This window comes from Microcoleus anatoxicus, from assembly GCF_042465725.1.
GTDB classification, from domain to species: Bacteria; Cyanobacteriota; Cyanobacteriia; order Cyanobacteriales; family Microcoleaceae; genus Microcoleus; species Microcoleus anatoxicus.
The window spans coordinates 1,462,577-1,483,298 of record NZ_CP120853.1 but is presented as its reverse complement, the minus strand read 5'-3'; the positions used below and the strand labels follow the sequence as shown (position 1 = coordinate 1,483,298).

Annotated in this window: 19 protein-coding genes; 10 read left to right on the top strand and 9 right to left on the bottom strand. The window is 44.7% G+C overall.

The window, feature by feature from the left end; genetic code table 11:
- The first annotated feature begins 43 nt into the window (after positions 1–43).
- A complete protein-coding gene (locus tag P2A85_RS06310; protein WP_377478138.1) occupies positions 44–421 on the top strand; it encodes a cupin domain-containing protein in 378 nt (125 codons plus the stop codon).
- 102 nt (positions 422–523) lie between these two features.
- Here the strand turns inward: P2A85_RS06310 and P2A85_RS06305 are convergent, their stop codons facing one another.
- From P2A85_RS06305 to P2A85_RS06280, 6 genes are all read right to left on the bottom strand, one after another.
- Positions 524–1,183, bottom strand: coding sequence for a pentapeptide repeat-containing protein (locus tag P2A85_RS06305; protein ID WP_340519284.1), 660 nt, complete (start codon positions 1,181–1,183; stop codon positions 524–526).
- 159 nt (positions 1,184–1,342) lie between these two features.
- Positions 1,343–2,995 carry an ABC transporter substrate-binding protein gene (locus tag P2A85_RS06300; RefSeq protein WP_377481330.1) on the bottom strand — a complete coding sequence of 551 codons (1,653 nt, stop codon included), beginning with the start codon at positions 2,993–2,995 and terminating at the stop codon, positions 1,343–1,345.
- A 92-nt stretch (positions 2,996–3,087) separates the two neighbouring features.
- Positions 3,088–4,605, bottom strand: coding sequence for an adenylate/guanylate cyclase domain-containing protein (locus P2A85_RS06295; protein WP_377478136.1), 1,518 nt, complete (start codon positions 4,603–4,605; stop codon positions 3,088–3,090).
- A 30-nt stretch (positions 4,606–4,635) separates the two neighbouring features.
- Positions 4,636–4,980 carry an STAS domain-containing protein gene (locus P2A85_RS06290; RefSeq protein WP_377478134.1) on the bottom strand — a complete coding sequence of 115 codons (345 nt, stop codon included), beginning with the start codon at positions 4,978–4,980 and terminating at the stop codon, positions 4,636–4,638.
- Positions 4,981–5,027: 47 nt separating this feature from the next.
- Positions 5,028–5,606: a DUF6272 family protein gene (locus P2A85_RS06285; protein ID WP_340519282.1), complete on the bottom strand. Its 579-nt coding sequence runs from the start codon at positions 5,604–5,606 to the stop codon at positions 5,028–5,030.
- Between the two features lie 141 nt (positions 5,607–5,747).
- Positions 5,748–7,691 carry a SpoIIE family protein phosphatase gene (locus P2A85_RS06280; protein ID WP_377478132.1) on the bottom strand — a complete coding sequence of 648 codons (1,944 nt, stop codon included), beginning with the start codon at positions 7,689–7,691 and terminating at the stop codon, positions 5,748–5,750.
- Positions 7,692–8,017: 326 nt separating this feature from the next.
- On the opposite strand from P2A85_RS06280, the gene P2A85_RS06275 reads away from it, so the two are divergent.
- The gene (locus P2A85_RS06275) at positions 8,018–8,593 is read left to right on the top strand and encodes a hypothetical protein (RefSeq protein ID WP_377478130.1); all 576 of its coding nucleotides are present in this window, start codon (positions 8,018–8,020) and stop codon (positions 8,591–8,593) included.
- Between the two features lie 304 nt (positions 8,594–8,897).
- Here the strand turns inward: P2A85_RS06275 and mnmA are convergent, their stop codons facing one another.
- Complete coding sequence (mnmA, locus tag P2A85_RS06270) at positions 8,898–9,995, bottom strand: tRNA 2-thiouridine(34) synthase MnmA (protein ID WP_377478128.1); 1,098 nt, start codon at positions 9,993–9,995, stop codon at positions 8,898–8,900.
- A gap of 115 nt (positions 9,996–10,110) precedes the next feature.
- Between mnmA and P2A85_RS06265 the strand changes: the two genes are divergently transcribed.
- From P2A85_RS06265 to P2A85_RS06245, 5 genes are all read left to right on the top strand, one after another.
- Positions 10,111–11,787, top strand: coding sequence for an NAD(P)H-hydrate dehydratase (locus P2A85_RS06265; protein ID WP_377478126.1), 1,677 nt, complete (start codon positions 10,111–10,113; stop codon positions 11,785–11,787).
- Between the two features lie 69 nt (positions 11,788–11,856).
- The gene (locus P2A85_RS06260) at positions 11,857–13,902 is read left to right on the top strand and encodes an ATP-binding protein (RefSeq protein WP_377478125.1); all 2,046 of its coding nucleotides are present in this window, start codon (positions 11,857–11,859) and stop codon (positions 13,900–13,902) included.
- The gene (locus P2A85_RS06255) at positions 13,895–16,249 is read left to right on the top strand and encodes a hypothetical protein (protein ID WP_377478124.1); all 2,355 of its coding nucleotides are present in this window, start codon (positions 13,895–13,897) and stop codon (positions 16,247–16,249) included. Before P2A85_RS06260 ends, P2A85_RS06255 begins: the two co-directional genes overlap by 8 nt.
- Before the next feature lie 138 nt (positions 16,250–16,387).
- Positions 16,388–16,771 (top strand): hypothetical protein, encoded by a 384-nt coding sequence (locus tag P2A85_RS06250; protein WP_377478123.1) that lies wholly within the window; start codon positions 16,388–16,390, stop codon positions 16,769–16,771.
- A 194-nt stretch (positions 16,772–16,965) separates the two neighbouring features.
- On the top strand, positions 16,966–17,232 hold the full coding sequence (locus P2A85_RS06245; RefSeq protein WP_377478122.1) for a hypothetical protein: 267 nt from the start codon (positions 16,966–16,968) through the stop codon (positions 17,230–17,232).
- Here the strand turns inward: P2A85_RS06245 and P2A85_RS06240 are convergent.
- Positions 17,178–17,630: a type II toxin-antitoxin system VapC family toxin gene (locus P2A85_RS06240; protein ID WP_377478121.1), complete on the bottom strand. Its 453-nt coding sequence runs from the start codon at positions 17,628–17,630 to the stop codon at positions 17,178–17,180. The two genes, P2A85_RS06245 and P2A85_RS06240, sit on opposite strands and share 55 nt — an antisense overlap.
- Positions 17,631–17,632: 2 nt before the next feature.
- Positions 17,633–17,908 carry a hypothetical protein gene (locus P2A85_RS06235; protein ID WP_377478120.1) on the bottom strand — a complete coding sequence of 92 codons (276 nt, stop codon included), beginning with the start codon at positions 17,906–17,908 and terminating at the stop codon, positions 17,633–17,635.
- Positions 17,909–18,064: 156 nt separating this feature from the next.
- Between P2A85_RS06235 and P2A85_RS06230 the strand changes: the two genes are divergently transcribed.
- The 3 genes from P2A85_RS06230 to P2A85_RS06220 all read left to right on the top strand — a co-directional run bounded on the left by P2A85_RS06230 (position 18,065) and on the right by P2A85_RS06220 (position 20,581).
- Positions 18,065–18,274 (top strand): hypothetical protein, encoded by a 210-nt coding sequence (locus P2A85_RS06230; protein WP_377478119.1) that lies wholly within the window; start codon positions 18,065–18,067, stop codon positions 18,272–18,274.
- A 130-nt stretch (positions 18,275–18,404) separates the two neighbouring features.
- Complete coding sequence (locus P2A85_RS06225; RefSeq protein ID WP_377478118.1) at positions 18,405–19,226, top strand: RibD family protein; 822 nt, start codon at positions 18,405–18,407, stop codon at positions 19,224–19,226.
- Positions 19,227–19,405: 179 nt separating this feature from the next.
- Positions 19,406–20,581 (top strand): GNAT family N-acetyltransferase, encoded by a 1,176-nt coding sequence (locus P2A85_RS06220; protein ID WP_377478117.1) that lies wholly within the window; start codon positions 19,406–19,408, stop codon positions 20,579–20,581.
- Positions 20,582–20,722: the final 141 nt, after the last annotated feature.

The window sequence follows — 20,722 nt, the reverse complement described above, 5'->3', positions numbered from 1 at the left end:
CACAGCAGATACCGTTGGCGACACCAACAGCAGGGGGAAAACAATGGAAACAGTCGAAACAATGGAAACAATAGATACTCGCACCCAAACCCGCTACTGGGGCAAAGTTACAGTCATCGACGCTGGCGAGCGTTATAAAATCAATCGCATTGAGCTCAAGCCTGGCCACCACATCAGTACCCAAATGCACTATCACCGCAGCGAACATTGGGTTGTTGTCTCGGGTACAGCGAAAGTTATCTGCGACGACAAAGAAACTATTTTGATGCAAAAACAGTCAACCTACGTTCCCATGAATACGCCTCACCGTGTGGAAAACCCAGGTGTGATTCCTCTGGTGATGATTGAAATTCAAAATGGTGAATACCTCGGTGACGATGATATCATCCGCTTTCCCCAAGATGGTCACGAAGAAGATTAATCCTTGACAATTAAAAATGTAGGGGTAGTTTCTGAACTACCCCTACATTTTTATATTAAAGTTATTAAACACGAGCATCTAATATCAAAACAGGCGATCGACTTAGGGCAGTGCAGCATTCTTCAACTCTACATTGGCCATATTTGCATTTCTGAGGTTAGCACCTGTCAAGTCGGAACCCACCAAATTTGCACCAGTCAAATTAGCACCGGTCAAATTTGCATCCCGTAGGTTGACTCCCACCATATCCATTCCGAACAAACTCCCACCTTTGAGAGTGACATTGGCTAGATTCAACAATGACTGACGAACATTTTTGAGGTTTGCACCAGTCAAATTAGCACTTTCCAAATTAGCTCCGATTAGATTCGAGCTGCTGAGATTGGCATTCTTCAAATTCGCAATCACTAAACCAGCCAAATTCAGATTTGCACGGCTCAAGTCAGCCTGTTCCAAATTCGCACCGTGCATCCTCGTAGCGATTAAGCTCGCACCAGCTAGTTTGGCATTTTTGAGATTGGCTTGATTCAGCTTGGCTTCATTGAGATTCGTGCCACTCAAATTCGCCCCACTCAAGTTCGCCCCATTCAAATCTGCACCGCTGAGGTCTATACCAGAAAGTTGCGCTCCTGTCAAGTCACAACCGGAACAAATTTTTGTTTCTAGTAACTGCTTGACTTCTGCGGGATTTTCGGCTTTCACTGGAGAGGCAAAACCGATCGCAATTAGTAACCCTGTAGCTGCCAAAATCTCAAACTTCATATACCCACTCCCACCAAATCTCTACTTACTAATATAGTTTATTTTTTAAGGGTTTTGAGCGATCGACATCTGGATAGAGTGTGATAATAATCACTGTGTTGTCTACCAAAAAAATGCAATAATCAGAAATGTTTTAACAAATTTAAATTTTGTAAATAATTATTGCTTTTTCAGGAACCAAAACGGAAAGGCTTGCGTCGGTTCTACACTAACACCAGTAACATTTTTTTGAGCAAAAGTATAATCTTTATCCTGCCAAAGGGGAATGAAAGGTACATCTCTACCTAGTATGTCTTGAAGTTCAGCAAAAATGGCGTTGCGGATTTTGGGGTTTGGTTCTTGGCGCTGTTTGGCGATCAGTTGATTCACCCGATCGCTATAATAAAAAGAACCCTGACCTTGACTAGCACCCTTGGAACACCCGCCAGCCGCCGAACCTTCGGCACAATCTAGAAATGGCTGTATATAATTATCGGCATCAAAAAAGTCGGCGTACCAATCAACTAACACCGCAGGATAAATTCCCTTCTCAATATTTTGAAATAAAGTGGGAGATTCCACACTATTAACTTCTACCTCTAGGATTCCCTCCATTTTGAGTTTAGCTATGGCCTTGATGGTACTCGCCACTAAACCTCTTTTTGCCGAAGATGAAGGATACCAGATTTGCAACACTAAAGGATTTGCTGCTGAGTATCCAGCCTTAGTCAATAGTTCCTTGGCTTTGGCCATGTTCGCATCGCCGTAGAGTTCTTTGAAAATTGGTTTTTGAACGTCAAAGGTTGTGGGAATCAGACTGTACAGTGGTTGTGCTTGTCCACGGAGTACGCGATCGTTAATTAATGGTCGATCGATCGTAGCTGCGATCGCCTGTCTCACATATATATTATCCAGGGGTTTAGACTTGATATTCAGCGTCATATAACTGACGGTACTGCTTTGGGCCTCGAATTCCTGCCATTTCCCTTTTTTTGCTCCCTCATCCAAACTGCGAACTTGATCTGCATCCAGAGATAAATAAGCAACATCGATCGCACCAGTGCGAAAAGAATTAAACAAATTGGCGGAACTAGAAAGCAGCAGCAAATCTATTCCTTTATTGTGGGGTTTTTCTCCCCAATATTTATCAAATACATCTATCTTGAGAGAATCAGTACCATACTTGGCTAGCTTGTAGCGTCCGGTTCCCACAAATGTATCTGGTTTAAATTTCCCCTCGCCAATTTCGTAAGCTTTCGGAGAAACTGCACAAGTACCAGCAAAGGTTAGCATGGCCGGAAAAGCAGCAAAAGGCTTTTTTAATTTAAAAGTTAACTCATATTCGCCCGTTGCTTTCACTGATTCTACTGCATCACCTAATAGGAAAGCTGGACGGCCACCATTTTTGATAAACCGCTGTAAAGAAAACTCCATTGCTGCGGCATTGAAGGGTGTATCATCGTGAAAAATCACCCCTTGACGCAGGGGAATTGTATATGTTAATCCATCGGGGCTGATTTTGGGCAGGGCTGTGGCTAAATCCGGGATTAACTTTGTAGTTCCCGACTCGTAGGTGTAGAGAGTGTCGCCCAAATTGTGCAACAATTGTGCTGATATCACTTCGTAGGCGTCCCCTGGGTCGATCGTCCGCAGTTTCAAGGTTGTGCCAATGGTAATGCGATCGTTGTGAGCATTGTCAGTGCCAGAATTAACCGATGGATTTGTCGGCTGTCGGCAGCTTACAATTAACCAGCAGCAAAGACTCAACAGCGCTAGAACTTTAATCACCGAAGGTCTGATAAATATTTTTAGCTGCCACCTAGCTATTCCCATTGTCATTTTCCCAAATAATTCCCAAGTACGTATCATTAATCCCGAATCCAAAATATACAATTCCCCGATGCCCCATTCCCGATTCCCAAATATCAAATTCCTTTGAGTAAAGTGCGCCAATCTCGACAGCGTTTGTGATAAATGCGAGCCACCTGATCGCTAGGGTTGTTCCGCAAACACTCTTCAAACAATTTTCCCGCTTCTCGAAACTCCTTGCGATCGCACAATAACATAGCTTCATTATATATGGACAAATTTTCTAGCTTTGCCAATCTCACCTCCTCTGGTTCGGCATCAAATACTTCATAAACTGTTACAAATCGAGATTTTCCTTTTACCTGTACCTTATCGACGATGCGAACAGCATAATCAGCCGGATTCCGCAACTTCTCAAAAGTGGCATGAGAAATTAACAGCGGTACGCCGTAATCTTTCGTCAATCCTTCAATCCGAGAAGCCAAATTAACCGCATCGCTAATCACAGTGCTATCCATGCGACTTTTGCCACCAACTGTCCCCAGCATCAAAGAACCGGTGTTAATGCCAATCCCAATTTTAATCGGGATGTATCCCACATTTAGACGGTGTTTGTTGTATTCTTTGAGAATATTTAGCATGGCAATACCAGCTTTGACAGCATCATCTGCACAGTCGCTAAATAGAGCCATGATTGCATCACCTATATATTTGTCGATGAACCCATTGTTTATCGCAATAGCTGGCTCCATCCGCGACAAATAAGCATTGATAAAATTAAAATTTTCTTGCGGTGTCATGGTTTCAGAAAGGGTTGTAAAATCCCGGATATCCGCAAATAAAACAGACATTTCTTGCTGTGTTTGATCTCCCAAATTGACTTCGATAATACTTTCATATCCCAGTAAATTTAAAAATTGATGGGGAACAAACCGCCCATAGGCATCAGTTAATTCTGATTCGGCATCTAGAGATTCTTCCAGACTTTGATTGAGTAGAGAAAGTTCATTAATAAACTTATGGCGATCGCTTTCTGCTTGTTTGCGTTCTGTAATATCTTGAAAAACTGCGATCGCAAAAGCCACACTACCATCCTCGTCAAAAATTGGTGTTCCCCAAATCTCGATCGGAATTATATTGTCATCTCGATGAACTTCCATATCTTCAGCAGTGGAAGTTTCGCCCATCAAAGCTCGGACGATGGGCAAATTTTCGCTAGGATAAATAGTCTTAGTACCCGCGATATAAATTTGATAAACTTCCGACAAATTATCAACCATATTTAATGGTAAAACCCCTTTGCCGAGCAAATTCTCTCCCGCACGATTAACATAGCAAGGTTGACCTTCAGAATCAAGAACTACCACTCCTATGGGAATAGCTTCCAAAAACTGAGCCAGCCGCTTTTCTGCTTCCCGCACTGCCTGCAATGCTCGATAGCGTAACTCGCTTGTCAGATTATCAGAGTGGGCTGCACTGGTTTCCAACAAAATTTCCAGATCCGCTTTTTCCTCTTTCAAGTCTTCCACTTGCTGGCGCAATCTTTCGAGTTCCAAAACTAGCTGTTCTCTCGATGGTTGTTCTTCTAACATAACCCTAGAACTTGCGCCTTTACCAACAGACAATTGCATCATAATTCCGCATCCCAAAAGCCCTGGCATTTCCTAGACTAATTCCACCACTAAAGCAGGCATTAGACGCTGCAAATTCTTCAAAGATTTAGCTTGCCAACCAATAAATTTAGAGCCCTGTACTACCATTTGCACCCCTGATTTTTTTCGCATCTCAATGATGAACTTCGACAGCATACTGATCCCCGAACTGTTCAAAAATTGTAACTGCTGCAAATTCAGAATAATTTTTTCGCTTTGGGTATCGGCTACATGGCCTAGCAACTGGATAATCGGCTGGTATTCTTCGATCCCGCTTAGTCGCAGGGAGCCGGAAAAACTCACTGTCGCTGTATCTCGATCGTAGCAGATGTGGTATTCTTCAGTCTTAATTTCCATTGTGGCGAAAAAAGTTGCTTAAGTTGGATAATTGATGGCCGATGGGCTTACAATTTTAGTTGTACCATCGTGGTTACGGCAATGACTTCCGGGTCTTGTTGAACAGTCTCGAACTTCCAGCCCATCTTGGCGCTGTAGTCGTTGAGCATAGTCAGCAACCCTAACCCAGAAGCGGTACAGTTGTCATCAGCCGCATTTTTTTCTAACTGCTCAATATACATCTCGCTGGGGTCGCAAAGCAGCAATTTTTGAATGTAAGCCTGAAAATTGTCAACAGCAGAAGGAGGAATGCTGTTAGCCACGGAGAAAATTAGTCCGTCTTTCTCCAATTGCAGTTTAATATCGATCGGGTAATGGGAATTTTCATCGTTAAACTTCATGGCATTTTCCAATAACTCGTTAGCAATATAGCTAACGGCACTTTTCACCTCCGCTTGTCTTGTCAGTGCTGAGCCATCCTCTTGAGTCCCCGGAAAAAAAGTGGTCAAGTAGTCCGCGAGGAAATCAGCAGATAAACCGTTATTCCGCCATCGTTGCTTCAGGGGAATGGAACTAGGGGAAAATCCAATGATTAAATATTCTTGGCTGGGAGTCGGTTCAATGAAATTACCGAAGATCTGATTCATGTTGATTAGTCTGTGGTCTGTTAGTCTTAGTTATTTGTGAGGGTGTATTTGTGATTATGTATTGTTGATTTACAGGCGGTTATTTATGAATTTTGAGTTTTCATAACTAATCTATCCTAACCAATAACCAATCGCCAATAATTATTTTTGTTTGAGAATCAGCAATGTGATATCATCAAAGATTTTTTGTTCGCCTATGTGCGATCGCACATCGTCAATGACAGCGTACCTGATTTCTGATGCCGTTCGTTGCCAATTCATTTGTATGACGTCAATTAACCGCTCTAAACCGTAAAGCATCTTATCCATATTTTCAGCTTCTGTAATCCCATCAGTGTACAGCACTACCACATCTCCTTTATATAACTGCACCATTTTTTCAGCAACAAATTCAGTAATATCTACATCGAGCCCGATGGGGAAACCCAAATCGATGGTATCAAACCGCTCTACAGAACCATTAGAACGCACCACAATCATTTCTTCGTGCTGACCGCTCAATTTCAGCATTCCTTCCTCATAGTCTAGCAAAGCCAAGGTAGCATTTTTGTCAGATTTCATCCGTTGTACATTATCATAAATAGCCCGATTAATAGCACTTAAAAATCGAACGGGATCTGGTTCATTGTAAGCCAGCAAAGTCCGCACAGCCGTTTGAACCATAATCATTAAAACACCACTTTCTAAGCCATGTCCAGTCACATCGCCGATACCAATCTTTACTCTACCATCTTGCTGAAGTACATCATAATAATCGCCACCTACTTCATCGGCAGATTCCATAAATCCTGCAATATCTAGACCGATAACTTCCTTAAGTTCTCGGTCTTTCGGTAACAGCATTTGCTGAATTTTGCGAGTAACATCTAATTCGGCACTCATCCGCACATTTTCGGCTTTGAGGCGATCGTTTAAAACAGTAATTTCTTGGTTCGCATAAACTAATGCCTCAGCAATTTTGTTGAATGACCTCACAACTTGTCCCAATTCATCTTTGTTATCCAAATTGATTTTGTAGTCAAGATTCCCTCTTGCCATTTTTTTGGAAGCTTCATCCAGTACCAAGACAGTTTCCATTACCGACTGGTAAAAAGATACAAATACATAAAATACTATGGAGAGACTCAAAAAAACAACTATTGTAATTGTTCGCTTTTTGTTCATAAGATGTTCAATACGATTATGTAGTAAGACATCTAATTCATCTAGGGTTTTATCCCACAGATCAAAACTTAATTCTAGCACTCTTTCAGTTGAGTCAATATAGGCATAATACTGAACATTTTCCGATGGATAGTTTAGTTTATCTAGACTTTTAGATAATTGATATATAAGAAAAATAAAGCTTTGCAAATCATTATTTAATTTGGGCTTTAAATTTTGTTGTGGATTGTTTATAAACGCAACATTCATGTTAAACTCTAAAGCCTCACTTAATTCTCTTAATTTTACAGAAAGAGCAATATATTGGGTTCTATCATCTTGTGTAGCATTTGACTTCAGGCTGGTTTTTTCAGAAATCCTTCTGATTTCTGAAAGATTTTTTTGAATTTCGGGCAGTTTCAATAAAGTAGCATCCATTAAGTAATAAGTGTCTAAGTCGGGGTCTAATATTAAATTAGAACTATCCCCAACATCAGCAGCCAATTTATTAATATTTGCTAATAAGGTTTGATATAAAAAGTCATAGGTTTCTAAGCTCCACTGGTGGCGACGCAGTTTAAAATTTTGCCAAGTAAGATAAGTTTGATTCATTTTTTCTGAAGATTTTAATAAACTTCCGATCCTGCTATCAGTATTGGCAAGATTTTGAAATTTAGAGTCTATTGTTGCTTCTAGTTCTGCCCTGAACTCTGGTCGGCTTAAATTTGTGTTTAAAGGCTGATAATCTAAAAGTTGAAGTTGCGGTATGTGTTGTCTCAATTGTCGCAGGGGGCGCAGGTATTCATTGCCGTAAATTTCTTTTTGAGCAAAATTTACCTGGCTATTAATTTCGGAAATCAGCAGGTATATGACCAATGTTAAGGGCAGGGCAAAGAGAAAGCCGATGAGGATAAATTTTTGGGGATAGCTCAGACGATTCATTAAATGGATTCCCAAGGATTTTCGGTTCATATGTGACACAATCCACAAATATTTTACTCAATCAGTAGCAAAAACTACTAATTTTTTGGATTATTCCTGAAAAGTCAGTTTTTACGCACCATCAGAAGTTTAGCCAGGATTCATATACTTATTTCCTGAAACTCTAATTTAGAGAAGGAATAAGACGATACTTACATCGCTGTACTTGTAATGTTAGTTCTTGACAAAGGAACCAACACTAACATTAGCAGTGTCTACATAAGTATGGTTAGTGTTTTGTTCAGCAGCGATCGCGCCGCAGTCTGAAGTGAGGTGGAGGGCTTGTAATGAAACGAATTTCCGAAAATAACTCTCAAGACAGTCAAAACCAAGCCCAAAAGCAGCCCAGGCCTTTAGTCTTGGCTTTGGTGTTAACAGGAATTCTGGCATTGGAAATGTATCCGAGTCTGGTAGATACGGCTGCTGCTAATGCTGGGGCGCTGAAAAATTCCTTAACCAAGTTGGAAAGCCAACAACAGCCAAGCATCAAGGAATTTGTACCCACACCTGTTCTGGAAAACATCAGCTATTCGGAATTTGCAGGGAGTAATTTAACTTCCGAAGTAGACAATTTGGCTCAGGGCTCGCCCCAAAACCCCCCAAACCAATTGCCCGCTTCCATCGTTGAGGCTGTTCGAGTGGACTTGTCGCGCCAAACGGGTATTGCTGCTGGAGGGTTACGAGTGACTGAATCGAGCCGCCAAACTTGGCCAAATACTTGTTTGGGAATCTCGACAACTAATGAGTTGTGCGGCCAAATGATTGTGAAAGGTTGGCGGGTTGTGGTTTCTGATGGCAGCCAAATTTGGGTTTATCGCACCGATGCTAGGGGAAAGGTGTTGCGTTTGGAACCGAAAAATTGATGTGTAGCTGTCGCCAAGCCGCTATAAATCAATTTATAAGACTTACGCAAAAAACCCGGTTTCTTCCAAAAATCGTCGATTTTTTCAACAAATATTCACCCAGAAATCGGGTTTTTGGCCCCAGGTGTCTAGGACTGAATTTAGTTAAATTTTGTGGTGGGGCGGGCTTCTAGGGCGTGTTTTCAAACTACTCCTTAAGATTTAGATCCCCCTAAATCCCCCTTAAAAAGGGGGACTTAAAGACTCTTTCCCCCCCCTTTTTTAAGGGGGGCTGGGGGGGATCTCCGGGGAGAGAAAACACGCCCTAGCCCGCCTTTGATGCTGCTTGTTTTTCGATGAGTCCGCCGCCAAGAAGCAAGTCCCCTTCGTACCAAACCGCGGCTTGTCCGGGGGTGATGCTCAACTGCGGTTCGTCAAAAATTAACTTGACTCTTGTACCGCGAGTATTTTCTGCTTCCTGAGAGGATTCTAGGGGAATCACTGTGGCTGGGACTGGGTGCGATCGATACCGAATTTGTACTTCGGCTCGAATGGGAGTTGTTGGCTGTGCTACAGAAACCCAATTCACTTGCTGGACATAACATTCGGATTCTACTGCTAAGAGTCGATCGCCCACAATCACCCGATTTCTGGCAGCATCCAATTCGACCACGTACAGGGGTTCCGGTGCTGCAATACCCAGTCCCTTACGTTGGCCGATGGTATAGTGGTGTATGCCGTCGTGCTGTCCGAGCACTCGGCCATCCTTGTGTACAATGTCACCCTTGTGCGGAGCAATGTATTTATCCAGAAATGCTCGCATGGAACCGTTACTTTCCACCAAACACAAATCTTGACTTTCCGGCTTATCAGCAGTTGTCAAGCCAAACTCCGCGGCTATTCTGCGAGTTTCGGTCTTGGTAATTTCCCCCAAAGGAAACACCGTACCTGCGAGAAAATCTTGTGTCAAATCGTACAAGAAATAGGACTGGTCTTTGCCGGGGTCGATCGCCCGACGCAACTGATAGCGACCTGTCACAGTATCATGAGTAATCCGAGCGTAGTGACCTGTAGCAATTTTTTCAATTCCGAGTTCTTGGCGAGCATACTTGAGCATCGGGCCGAACTTAACAGTTTTATTGCACTGGGAACAAGGCAAAGGCGTAACTCCTGCACTATAACCATCCACCAAAAAATCCACAATACTTGCTTGAAAAACCTCGCGGCTGTCAACTATGTGGTGAGGAACGCCCAACTGTTCGCAAATTTTAGCTGCATCGACCATTCCCTCAGAGCAACACTGGCCTTTACCTTTCATCAGCCACAGGGTTAAACCCACCACTTCATATCCCTGATGGTGTAGAATTGCGGCTGCTGCGGAACTATCGACCCCGCCGGAGAGGCCTACAACAATCTTGTTCATGGTTCGGAAAAAACTTGCTATTTTACTGGTACTTCGTTCGATCGAGCTAATTTATTATAGTACAAAAATACTACAAGTTGCTACTGTTGCTGTTCTTTGAAATTTTAACATTCCTATGACTATTGAAAAGTTTATTGTCTCGGCTGACCAAATGCGGCAAATAGAAACCAGAATCTTTGCCGCTGGAATGCCCTCGGCAGCTTTAATGGAAAAAGTCGCCGGACTGCTGGCCAGACGGATTCAGGCGCTTTTGAAGGAAGAGGGAAGAAGGAAGAGGGAAGAAGAACCCCACCCCCCCAAGGGGAGAAGGAATAGGGATGAGGGATTTGGTTATCTAGGAGAGGAGTCTCAAGGGAAAGATATCGTCAATTCTCAATTCCCGGTTATTGGGGTATTGGTGGGGCCGGGACACAATGGCGGCGATGCTTTGGTTGTGGCCCGCGAATTATACTTTCAAGGATTTTCAGTAATTATTTACTGCCCGTTTTCTAAACTTAAAGAACTCACAAAAAGTCACTCTGATTATGCGCGTTCTTTAAATATTCCTTTTTTTGATACTATTGAACCGCTGAAAAAATGCGATTTGTTCATAGATGGTTTATTTGGATTTGGGTTAGAACGGGAAATTGTTCATCCGATTAGCACCGCTATTGATGAAATAAATAAGTTAAATAAACTTGTTTTTAGTATTGACATTCCGTCGGGAATTCATACTGATACAGGAGCAGTTTTGGGGACGGCGATCGGGGCTACTCATACCTTATGTTTGGGTTTGTGGAAGTTGGCATTTTTTCAAGATAAAGCGTTAGAATATATCGGGACATCGGAATTGATTGATTTTGATATTCCGTTGGCAGATATTGTGGCGATATTGGGAGATTTCCCAGCAATACAACGGATTACTCCAGCATCTGCAATTCAGTATTTGCCCTTGCCCCGATCGCCTATTGCTCATAAATACACCAACGGTCATTTACTAATTATTGCAGGTTCAGCCCGGTACAGCGGAGCCGCAATTTTGTCAGCATTAGGAGCAAGGTCAAGTGGCGTGGGAATGCTGTCAATTGCTGTTCCAATATCGATGAAACCGATGTTGAGCAGTCAGTTACCAGAGGCATTAGTTATAGGATGTCCCGAAACTTCCAGCGGTGCAATTAAGGATTTGCCCCTAGGAATCGATCTGGGTATCTATGATGCGATCGCGGCGGGGCCTGGTCTGACGTTGGAAGCTGCTATTACTGTAGAATCTGTGTTAGAGAGCGATCGACCTTTAGTCCTAGATGCCGATGGTTTAAATATACTGGCTCAACTTGGCACTGTGCCGATTTTGTCGGAACGCTCAGCACTAACTATTATCACACCTCATCCAGGGGAATTTCAGCGTTTATTTCCCGAATTAGCTGACAAAATGGGCGATCGCATTACCGCAACTCAACAAGTGGCTCAGCTCACCGGTGCAGTGGTATTGTTGAAAGGAGCCAGAGTTTGTATTTGTTTTGACGATGAGGGCGATTCCCTAGGGGATAGGTACGCTTCACGTACCATCACTTACCTCAATCCCGAAAGTACCCCAGCCCTGGCTAGAGGTGGCAGTGGGGATGTTCTGACAGGTTTGTTGGGTGGTTTGATGGCCGGTGCGATCGCCCGCAAATCCTGCCCAAAATCAGTGGTAGAAACAGCGGTTTGGTGGCACGCTAGAGCGGGTATGATGGCCGCCAAAGAACGGACAGAATTAGGAGTTGATGCTTTTACTTTGACGGAGTATTTAATCCCTGCTTTGCGGGAATTTTAGAGCGGATTGATTTAACGACAGAGGACACAAATGCTAAACTATGGGCAAAGTATGGCAATTATTTAAATTATGTCGTTAGTAGATTTAGCTAATACTAAAATTCGGGTAATTGGATGCAGCGCGGTGATGGCGATCGGGCAACTTATTTCAAGTGCGATCGCCAATCCGGGAACTCAAGCAGCAGCGGGGATAATCGGTGGCCCGATCGCACTTGGGGGAGTTTCGATCTTAGCAGCGATTGCTTGTAGTATGGCTGAGACTATGGCCGCTGATGAACTGGCAAATCGGATGACGGAACGGTTGAGAAAAAATGCCAAGATTCTCGACAATCACGATTTGATTAAGGCGGCGGGTGAGGCGATCGGCTATATTTTGAGAGAGGTTGCGAAGTCGGATGAATTAATTGCGATCGCCGAAACCAAAAAATTGCCTTATCCAAAACAGCATTTAGACCAATTAGCCGAGAAAACTCCCCAATACTGGCTGGATATTAACACGAGTACAGCCGATTTGTCAAGGGGTTTACAGATTTCCGAAGACCAGCTAACCAAGATTTTTTCTGCCGATGTCGAGGAGTTCGATCGCGTTACCGGATTGACACCGGCAGATTGGGCAACTTTCCTGGGGGAATTCGCAGCCAGCGAGGGCAAATCCTTCGATGCAGAAATTGTCGAATTTGTCGCGAATAAGCTTTATACAACTTTCCCGAAAGCCTACCGGGAAGTGCTGAAACTGGATGCGGCGAAGGGAGGCGAAAAGTTTGCGGCGATGCTGTTGAATCTCCACCAAATTGCTTTGACTGAATTGAGAGATTTGGGGCTGCAAAATGGGGAAATTCTGCAAAAATTGGAAGCCGTGGCGACGCAGCCGCAGATTTGTCAAGTGATCGTGAAGTTGGAGGCGATCGAAATTGGCATCCGCGACGATTTGGCGCAAATTAAAACATCATTGGAACGATTTGTTGATACTGGTACGCCACGATTGCCGCTTCCCTACGAGTGCGAAACGATTATTCAAGACCGCACTCAAGACTTTACCGGCCGCCGATTTGTGTTTGCAGCAATTGCCGAATTTTTGCAGAACAATCGCAAAGGCTATTTTGTTTTAGAAGCAGATCCGGGTGTCGGGAAAAGTTCAATTATGGCGAAGTTAGTGCTGCTGCTGAAGCGGCGGTGTGTTGCCCATTTTAACTCCCAATCTCAAGGCATTGTCCGCGCCGAACAATTTCTAGAAAATGCCTGCACTCAGTTAATTCGACGCTATCAACTAAATTATCCGCAACTGCCGGAAAATGCGACCAGAGATGGCAACTTTCTGAGTCGATTGTTGGGGGAAGTCAGCGCTAAATTGGGCGGCAAAAAGTTGATTATTGTCGTCGATGCGCTGGATGAAGTGGATCTGGGTTTGCAGGGGCGCGGTAGCAATGTTTTGTATTTGCCAGATGCTTTGCCCGATAATGTTTATTTTATTGTTTCCAAGCAGCCGAAAACTCTGCCTTTGCCAAATCATCAAGTTTTCGATTTGATGCAATACAGTGCAGAAAGTTTGGCGGATGTCAAGGTTTATATTGACAAACGCACCAGCAATAGCGCGTCTATTCAGAGTTGGATTAACCGTCAAAATTTGCAGCGCGAACAGTTTGTGGCGGCGGTGGCGGAAAAAAGCCAGAATAATTTTATGTACCTGCGCTATGTGCTGAATGATATCGATAGCGGCAAGTACAGCGATGTGACTTTGCAAGATTTGCCGAGGGAGTTGGAAGGATATTATGACAAGCATTGGGCGCGGATGGAAATGGCGGTGAGAGATAAAGAATTGCGCCGCCGGAAGTTGAAGGTGATTTATTTGTTGACGAAAACTCGCAAGCCGGTTTCCTGCGATCTTTTGGCGGATTTTGCTGAGGAAGATGCTTTGGATGTGCAGGAAGTTCTGGATGATTGGGAACAGTTTCTGCGGCGTAGCGGTGATAGTCCTCCCGATTACAGTATCTATCACGCGAGTTTCCAAAGATTTCTGCATCGTAAGGATGTTGTGCAGAAAGCTGGGGTTTCGCTGGGGGATATTGAAACGGCGATTTCTGATAATTTGTGGGAGGATTTGTACGGCGATGAGTAAGTTTAAAGAACGGTTGGGGAAATTGTCGCCGAAAAAGCGGCTTTATGCTTTGGAAACTCTGCCGGGGCATTTGGCGGAGAGTGTTCAAGGGGAACGGCTGCATCAGTTGTTGACGGATTTTGATTTTATTGAGGCGAAGTTGGATGCGATCGGGGTTCAAGCGTTAATTGAGGATTACGATTTGGCGAGAGTTTCTGATGTTTTGTTGTCGGGAGGGCAAACGGAAACGCTGAATTTGATTCAAGGGGCAATTCGCAAGTCGGCGCATATTTTGGAGGAGGATAAAACGCAACTGGCTGGGCAATTGTTGGGGAGGTTGTTGGATTTTGAAATGCCTGAGATTCAAGCTATGCTAAAACAGGCTAAGCAATCGAAAGATCATCCTTGGTTCCGGCCTTTCAAGGCTAATTTAGAACGGGCAAATGAAGGGGCACTGCGGACACTTGCTGGTCATACTGGCTTGGTAAATGCAGTGGCGATCGCACCAGACGGCAAAACAGCGATTTCGCCTTCATGGAGTACCCTACAAGTCTGGGACATTGACAGCGGCAGGGAACTTAGAACCCTCACTGGTCATACTGGCTCGGTAAATGCAGTAGTGATCGCATCTGATGGCAAAACAGCAATTTCCGCTTCATCGGATCATACCCTGAAAATCTGGGACACAGACAGTGCCAGGGAATTCAGGACTCTCATCGGCCATGACAGCGACGTAACAGCAGTGGCGATCACCTTCGACGGCAAACGAGCGATTTCCGCTTCAAGAGATAAAACTCTGAAAATTTGGGACACAGACAGTGGCAGGGAAATCAGAACTCTTAGTGGTCATACTGATTTGGTAAATGCAGTGGCGATCACACCAGACGGCAAAACAGCGATTTCCGCTTCATGGGATAACACCCTAAAAGTATGGGAAATGGAAAGCGGCACTGAACTCAGAACTCTCACGGATGATACTAACTTCGTAACGGCAGTTGCGATAGCGAACGATGGCAAACGAGCAATTTCAGCTTCATACAATTGCACCCTAAAGGTTTGGGACATCAACACTGGTAAGGCACTGAGAACTCTGATTGGTCATGCTAGCAAAGTATTGGCAGTCGAGATCGCACCAGATGGCAAACAAGCGGTTTCCGCTTCATCCGATCGTACCCTAAAAATCTGGGAAATCGACACTGGCAAGGAACTCAGGACTCTTACCGGTCATGACAGCGACGTAACAGCAGTGGCAATCGCAGCAGATGGCAAACGAGCGGTTTCGGCTTCATGGGATGGCACTCTAAAAGTTTGGGGTATCGACGGCGGTACTGAACTCAGAACTTTTACCGATCATACTTCCGAGGTAACAGCAGTCGAGATCGCACCAGACGGCAAACAAGGAATTTCCTGTTCAGGAGATGAAACGCTAAAAGTCTGGGACATCAACAGTGGCACTTTGCTTAGAACTCTCACAGGTCATAATAGTTGGGTAACAGCAGTGGTCATCGCATCAGACGGCAAACGAGCGGTTTCGGCTTCATGGGATGAAACCTTAAAAGTCTGGGACATCAACAAAGGCAAGGAACTGAGAACTCTCACCGGTCATACTTGCTCCGTAGAAGCAGTCGCGATCACATCCAACAACGAAATAGTGATTTCCGCTTCTGACGATAACACCCTCAAAATCTGGGACATCAATAGCGGAAGTGAATTGAGAACTCTCACCGCTCATACTGACCATGTAACGGCAGTTGCGGTCGCCCCTGACAACAAAATAGCAGTTTCCGCTTCACGGGATAACACCCTCAAAATCTGGGACATCAGCAGTGGCAGTGAACTCAGAACCCTGGCTGGTCATACTAAAGATATAAAGAATGCACTCGACAATATAAATGCAGTAGCGATCGCATCCAACAACAAAATAGCGGTTTCCGCTTCTGACGATAACACCCTCAAAATCTGGGACATCAACAGTGGCAGTGAATTGAGAACGCTGACTGGTCATACTGACATGGTATTCGCAGTCGCTATTACCCTCGACGGTAAACGAGTGGTTTCGGCTTCAAGGGATAAAACCTTAAAAGTCTGGGACATCGACAGTGGCGGCGAACTTAGAACTCTCACCGGTCATACTAACTCGGTATTAGTAGTCGCTATTACCCTTGATGGAAAACGAGCGATTTCTGCTTCATATGATCGCACCATAAAAATCTGGGATTTGCTTAATGGCAAAGAAATTGCTAGTTTCAGCGGAGATGCTGAGTTTGATTGCTGTGCGATCGCCCCTGATGGAGTGACAGTTGTAGCGGGCGATCGATCGGGCCGGGTGCATTTCCTGCAATTGGAGGGAGTTAGCGGCGATCGATAATCGGATTTTTGGGTCGATTCGGGCGATCTAATTTGAAATTCTCGGCGGTTGGAAATCCCGGCGGTTAGAAACCGCGTCTACACAAACGATGTCCGCCTACGCGGACGAAGAGGGTATTTGGAGATTGAAAATCATCGGGTGAAATCTTCAACCCGCGAAGAAATCCCGGCGGTTGGAAACCGCGTCTACACAAACGATGTCCGCCTACGCGGACGAAGAGGGTATTTGGAGATTGAAAATCATCGGGTGAAATCTTCAACCCGCGAAGGCGGGTTTTGTCTGTGTAGACGCGGTTTCAACCGCCGGGTTTTTTGGGTTTTTTTGTGGATGGGCGATCGGGTTTTTGGGTTGATTGGGCGATCGCATTTTTGGGTTGATGGGCGATCGGGTTTTTTGTGGATGGGGCGATCGCATTTTTTTGTGGATGTGCGATCGGGTTTTTTTTGTGGATGTGCGATCGGGTTTTTGGTGGATGGGCGATCGGGTTTTTGGATTGAGGGGCGATCGAATTTGATTTGTTAGTCCGTTAGTTAGTCAGCGCCAGGGGCTAGTTGGTTCGTCGCCGAGTCCGCCAGGGGTTGAAACCCCTGTCTCATAGCGAAAGTCCTCTCAAAGAGGACTGAAGAGTTAGTTGATGTGTATCGGTTTCGTGCGAATTTTCAGTCGGTTTCAACCGACTTGTGCTATGAGACGGGGGTTTGAACCCCCGGCGGACTGTGCCACAAAGCAGACAAATTTTCGGTCGGTTTCAGGGCGATCGAATTTTTTGTGAATGGGCGATCGGGATTTTTGTTGAAGGGCGATCGGGATTTTTGTTGAAGGGCGATCGGGTTTTTTGTGAATGGGCGAGCGCATTTTTGGGTGGATGGGCGATCGCATTTTTCGATGGATGGGCGATCGGGTTTTTGGGTGGATGGGCGATCGACTTTTATTGTTCAGAGATAGTGTTCGGATCGATCGGCACAATTCCTTCACTGGCGTAGCGAGTAAAATCCTTCACATTTAAGGTCAAAATATGTGCTGCACCGTTTGCTTTCATAATAGCCACCAGACGAGCATCATGTACCTGAACTCCCGACACTCCGTAGGTAACAACTAACCTACGCCACTCCGAATATGTTAAATTTGTATCAGGAAACAACGGAAAAAGACGCTCAATCCGCTGTAATTGGCGATCGGCATTAGCAGGAGTCAACCCAAAGCCATTTTTCTCGATCGGGCGAGTCACAACATTCCAAAACTCAACGCAGTTTTGTGATGATACTTGCAGTTTATATCCATCCTGTCGCAATTTTTTTACGGCACTTCGGATTACAGGATATAAAGGATGAGCGCGATCGGCAAACCTGAGCAAAATATTCGTATCTACAAGGCACAACATTGCTAAGGATGCTCCTCGTAGATACCAGCACGACTCACCGCAAAATCTGATAGCATAGGGACATTGCCTCCCATGTTTTTAATTGATTCATCAGCCAATTCATCTAAAAGTATATCAAACTCGCGATCGCTGATTTCTGCCTCAGAATCACTTACTCTTGATAACAGACCGGGCGCTGACTTCCAAGTTAGGAAATCAACAAAATTAAGAACAACTTCTAGCTGCGGTTTAGCTAAATAACGCAGCTTATCTACAATGCTTTCAATTACAGCTTCCATACATTTATAGCTGAGCTTTAATTGTGATTAACTTGATATAATCATAGCAGAAATATTAAATTTTGTCAAAATCACTCGGCGGTTGAAACCGCGGCTACACAAACAATGTCCGCCGGACGCCGACGAAGAGGGTATTCGGAGATGGAAAATTATCGGGTGAAATCTTCAACCCGCGCACCATCCGGGTTTTGTTTTTGTAGCTGCGGTTTCAACCGCCGGGGTTTTTGGGTGTTTGGATTTTTTTGTGGATGGGGGCGATCGCGCTATACTACAGAAAACTTGACAATAAAAGTATCCGAACAAGCAGGCGTGCGTCATTGCGAAATAAAATTGGTGAAGTCAATCCAGAGATACTGGTACAATTAGAAAATATCGTATTATTTACCTTGGGTTACTTACCTTAAAAAATATTTTTTTGGCGATTGAAATCCTCGGCGGTTAGAAACCGCCGTTATTTTTTGTATTCTAAAATCTAAAATCCAACCTCTAAAATCGAATGCCCCACACAACAGTAATACTCGCGATGAGTGCCGATGGCAAAATTACAGATACCGCCCTCACCGCCGCCAGATTCGGTTCAGCTAACGACAAATCTCACCTCGAACAACAAGTTGCCAACAGCGACGCAGTTCTCTTCGGAAACGGCACTTTACGCGCCTATGGAACCACAATGAGAGTAATTTCCCCCGATTTGCTAGAACAAAGAAAACTGCAAGGAAAGCCTCCACAACCAGTCCAAATTGTATGTTCGCGATCGCGCCAATTTGACCCCAACTGGCGATTTTTCCAGCAACCAGTTCCCCGCTGGCTGCTAACTGGAAATGACTGTAGGGAAACAGCAATCCCTCTAGGATCTTCCCCCCTTGGGGGGGGTAGGGGGGGGTTGACTTGGGGCGGGGGCAGGGGGGGGTTGACTGTGGGCGGGGGTTGGGGGGGATTGACTTTTGATAGTGGTGCAACATCTCTGTTCGATCGCACTTTAATCGCCAACACCATCGACGGAGAAATCGATTGGATTGAGGCTTTTCAACAACTAGAAGCTCTCGGAATCGAACGTTTGGCAATTTTGGGAGGCGGAAAACTCGTCGCGTCTGTGCTCGCTGTAGGCTTGATAGACGAGCTCTGGCTGACGGTGTGCCCGCTAATTTTGGGTGGCGCGGATGCACCGACACCTGTGGAGGGAAAGGGTTTTTTAGCGGATTTAGCGCCCAAATTGGAGCTTTTGGCGGTAAAACAGGTGGGGGGTGAGGTGTTTTTGCATTATCGGTGCGATCGAACCCTAGAGGGCGGGCACGGGGGCACCGCCCCTACATTCTAACTGGTTCCCCGGCTCTGCCTGGGAACCCATGTCTAGAGGCTCTGCCTCGATTTTCCTAAGTATAAGCGAGGCAGAGCCTCTGGATCTGCGTTACCAGGCAGAGCCTGGTAACGAGTGTCGAATAGGGGAATTTATATTAAGTTAAATGAAGTTCGATCGCTCTACGTTCAAATTTCCCTATGCTGCCAAAGCCAAAAGCTCAACAATATTCTGTAGCCTGGATTACGAAAATAGCAGATATTTCGCAAGCCTCCTGGGATGCTTTGGCGATGTCGCTAAAAACGCCATTTCTTGAATGGAATTGGCTCAACAATCTCGAAACTTCCGGTAGCGCCACAGGTAAAAACGGTTGGCTACCGCATCACTTGACAGTGTGGCGAGACAAACAGTTGATTGCTTGTGCGCCGCTTTATGTCAAAAGTCACAGTTACGGCGAATTTGTCTTCGACAATCAGTGGGCTGATTTAGCTCAACGTTTGGGTGTTCAATATTATCCCAAACTGATGGGAATGACTCCTTTTACACCCGCAGAAGGCTATCGGTTTTTGATTGCTGAGGGGGAAGATGAAGATGAGTTAACCGGAGTCATGGTAAGCGCGATCGACTATTTTTGCGATCGCCACAATATCTCTGGTTGCAATTTCCTATACGTCGATCCGGTATGGCGCGTGCGCATGGAACAGCATGGTTTTAGCGCTTGGCTGCACCACAGTTATATTTGGCAAAATCAAGGCTATCAAAATTTTGAGGGTTATTTAGGCACATTTAATGCCAATCAGCGCCGCAATATCAAGCGCGAACGCAAAGCTGTTGAAACAGCAGGTTTGTTAATAAAAACCTTGACTGGCGATGAAATTCCCCAACCCATGTTTGGGCAAATGTATGCTTTTTATGAGAATACTTGCGACAAATTTGGCTGGTGGGGAAGCAAGTATTTGACGAAGCGATTTTTTGAACAATTGCATGACAATTATCGCGATCGCGTTTTGTTTGTAGCAGCCTATTCTAAGGAAGACGACAGACAGCCGATGGGAATGTCTTTTTGTCTGTATAAGGGCGATCGACTTTACGGGCGCTATTGGGGAAGTTTGCAGGAAATTGACTGCTTGCACTTCGATGCTTGTTACTATACACCGATCGAATGGGCGATCGATCGGGGCATCCACACCTTCGATCCCGGTGCGGGCGGGAGGCACAAAAAACGGCGCGGCTTTCCAGCGACACCCAATTATAGTTTGCACCGATTTTATAACAACCGTTTGGCGCAAATTCTCAAGTCTTATATCGGTCAAATCAATGAACGAGAACAGGCAGAAATTGATGCAGTCAACCAGGATTTACCTTTTAGTAAGTAGTCATTAGTCAGCAGTCATTAGTCAGCAGTCATTACTCAGCAGTCATTAGTTAGGAGTTAGCGGCAATTTGAGCAGCAGTAATTGGTAATTGCCATCAAACAACCAATGACTAATAACTAATAACTAATGACTAATGACTAA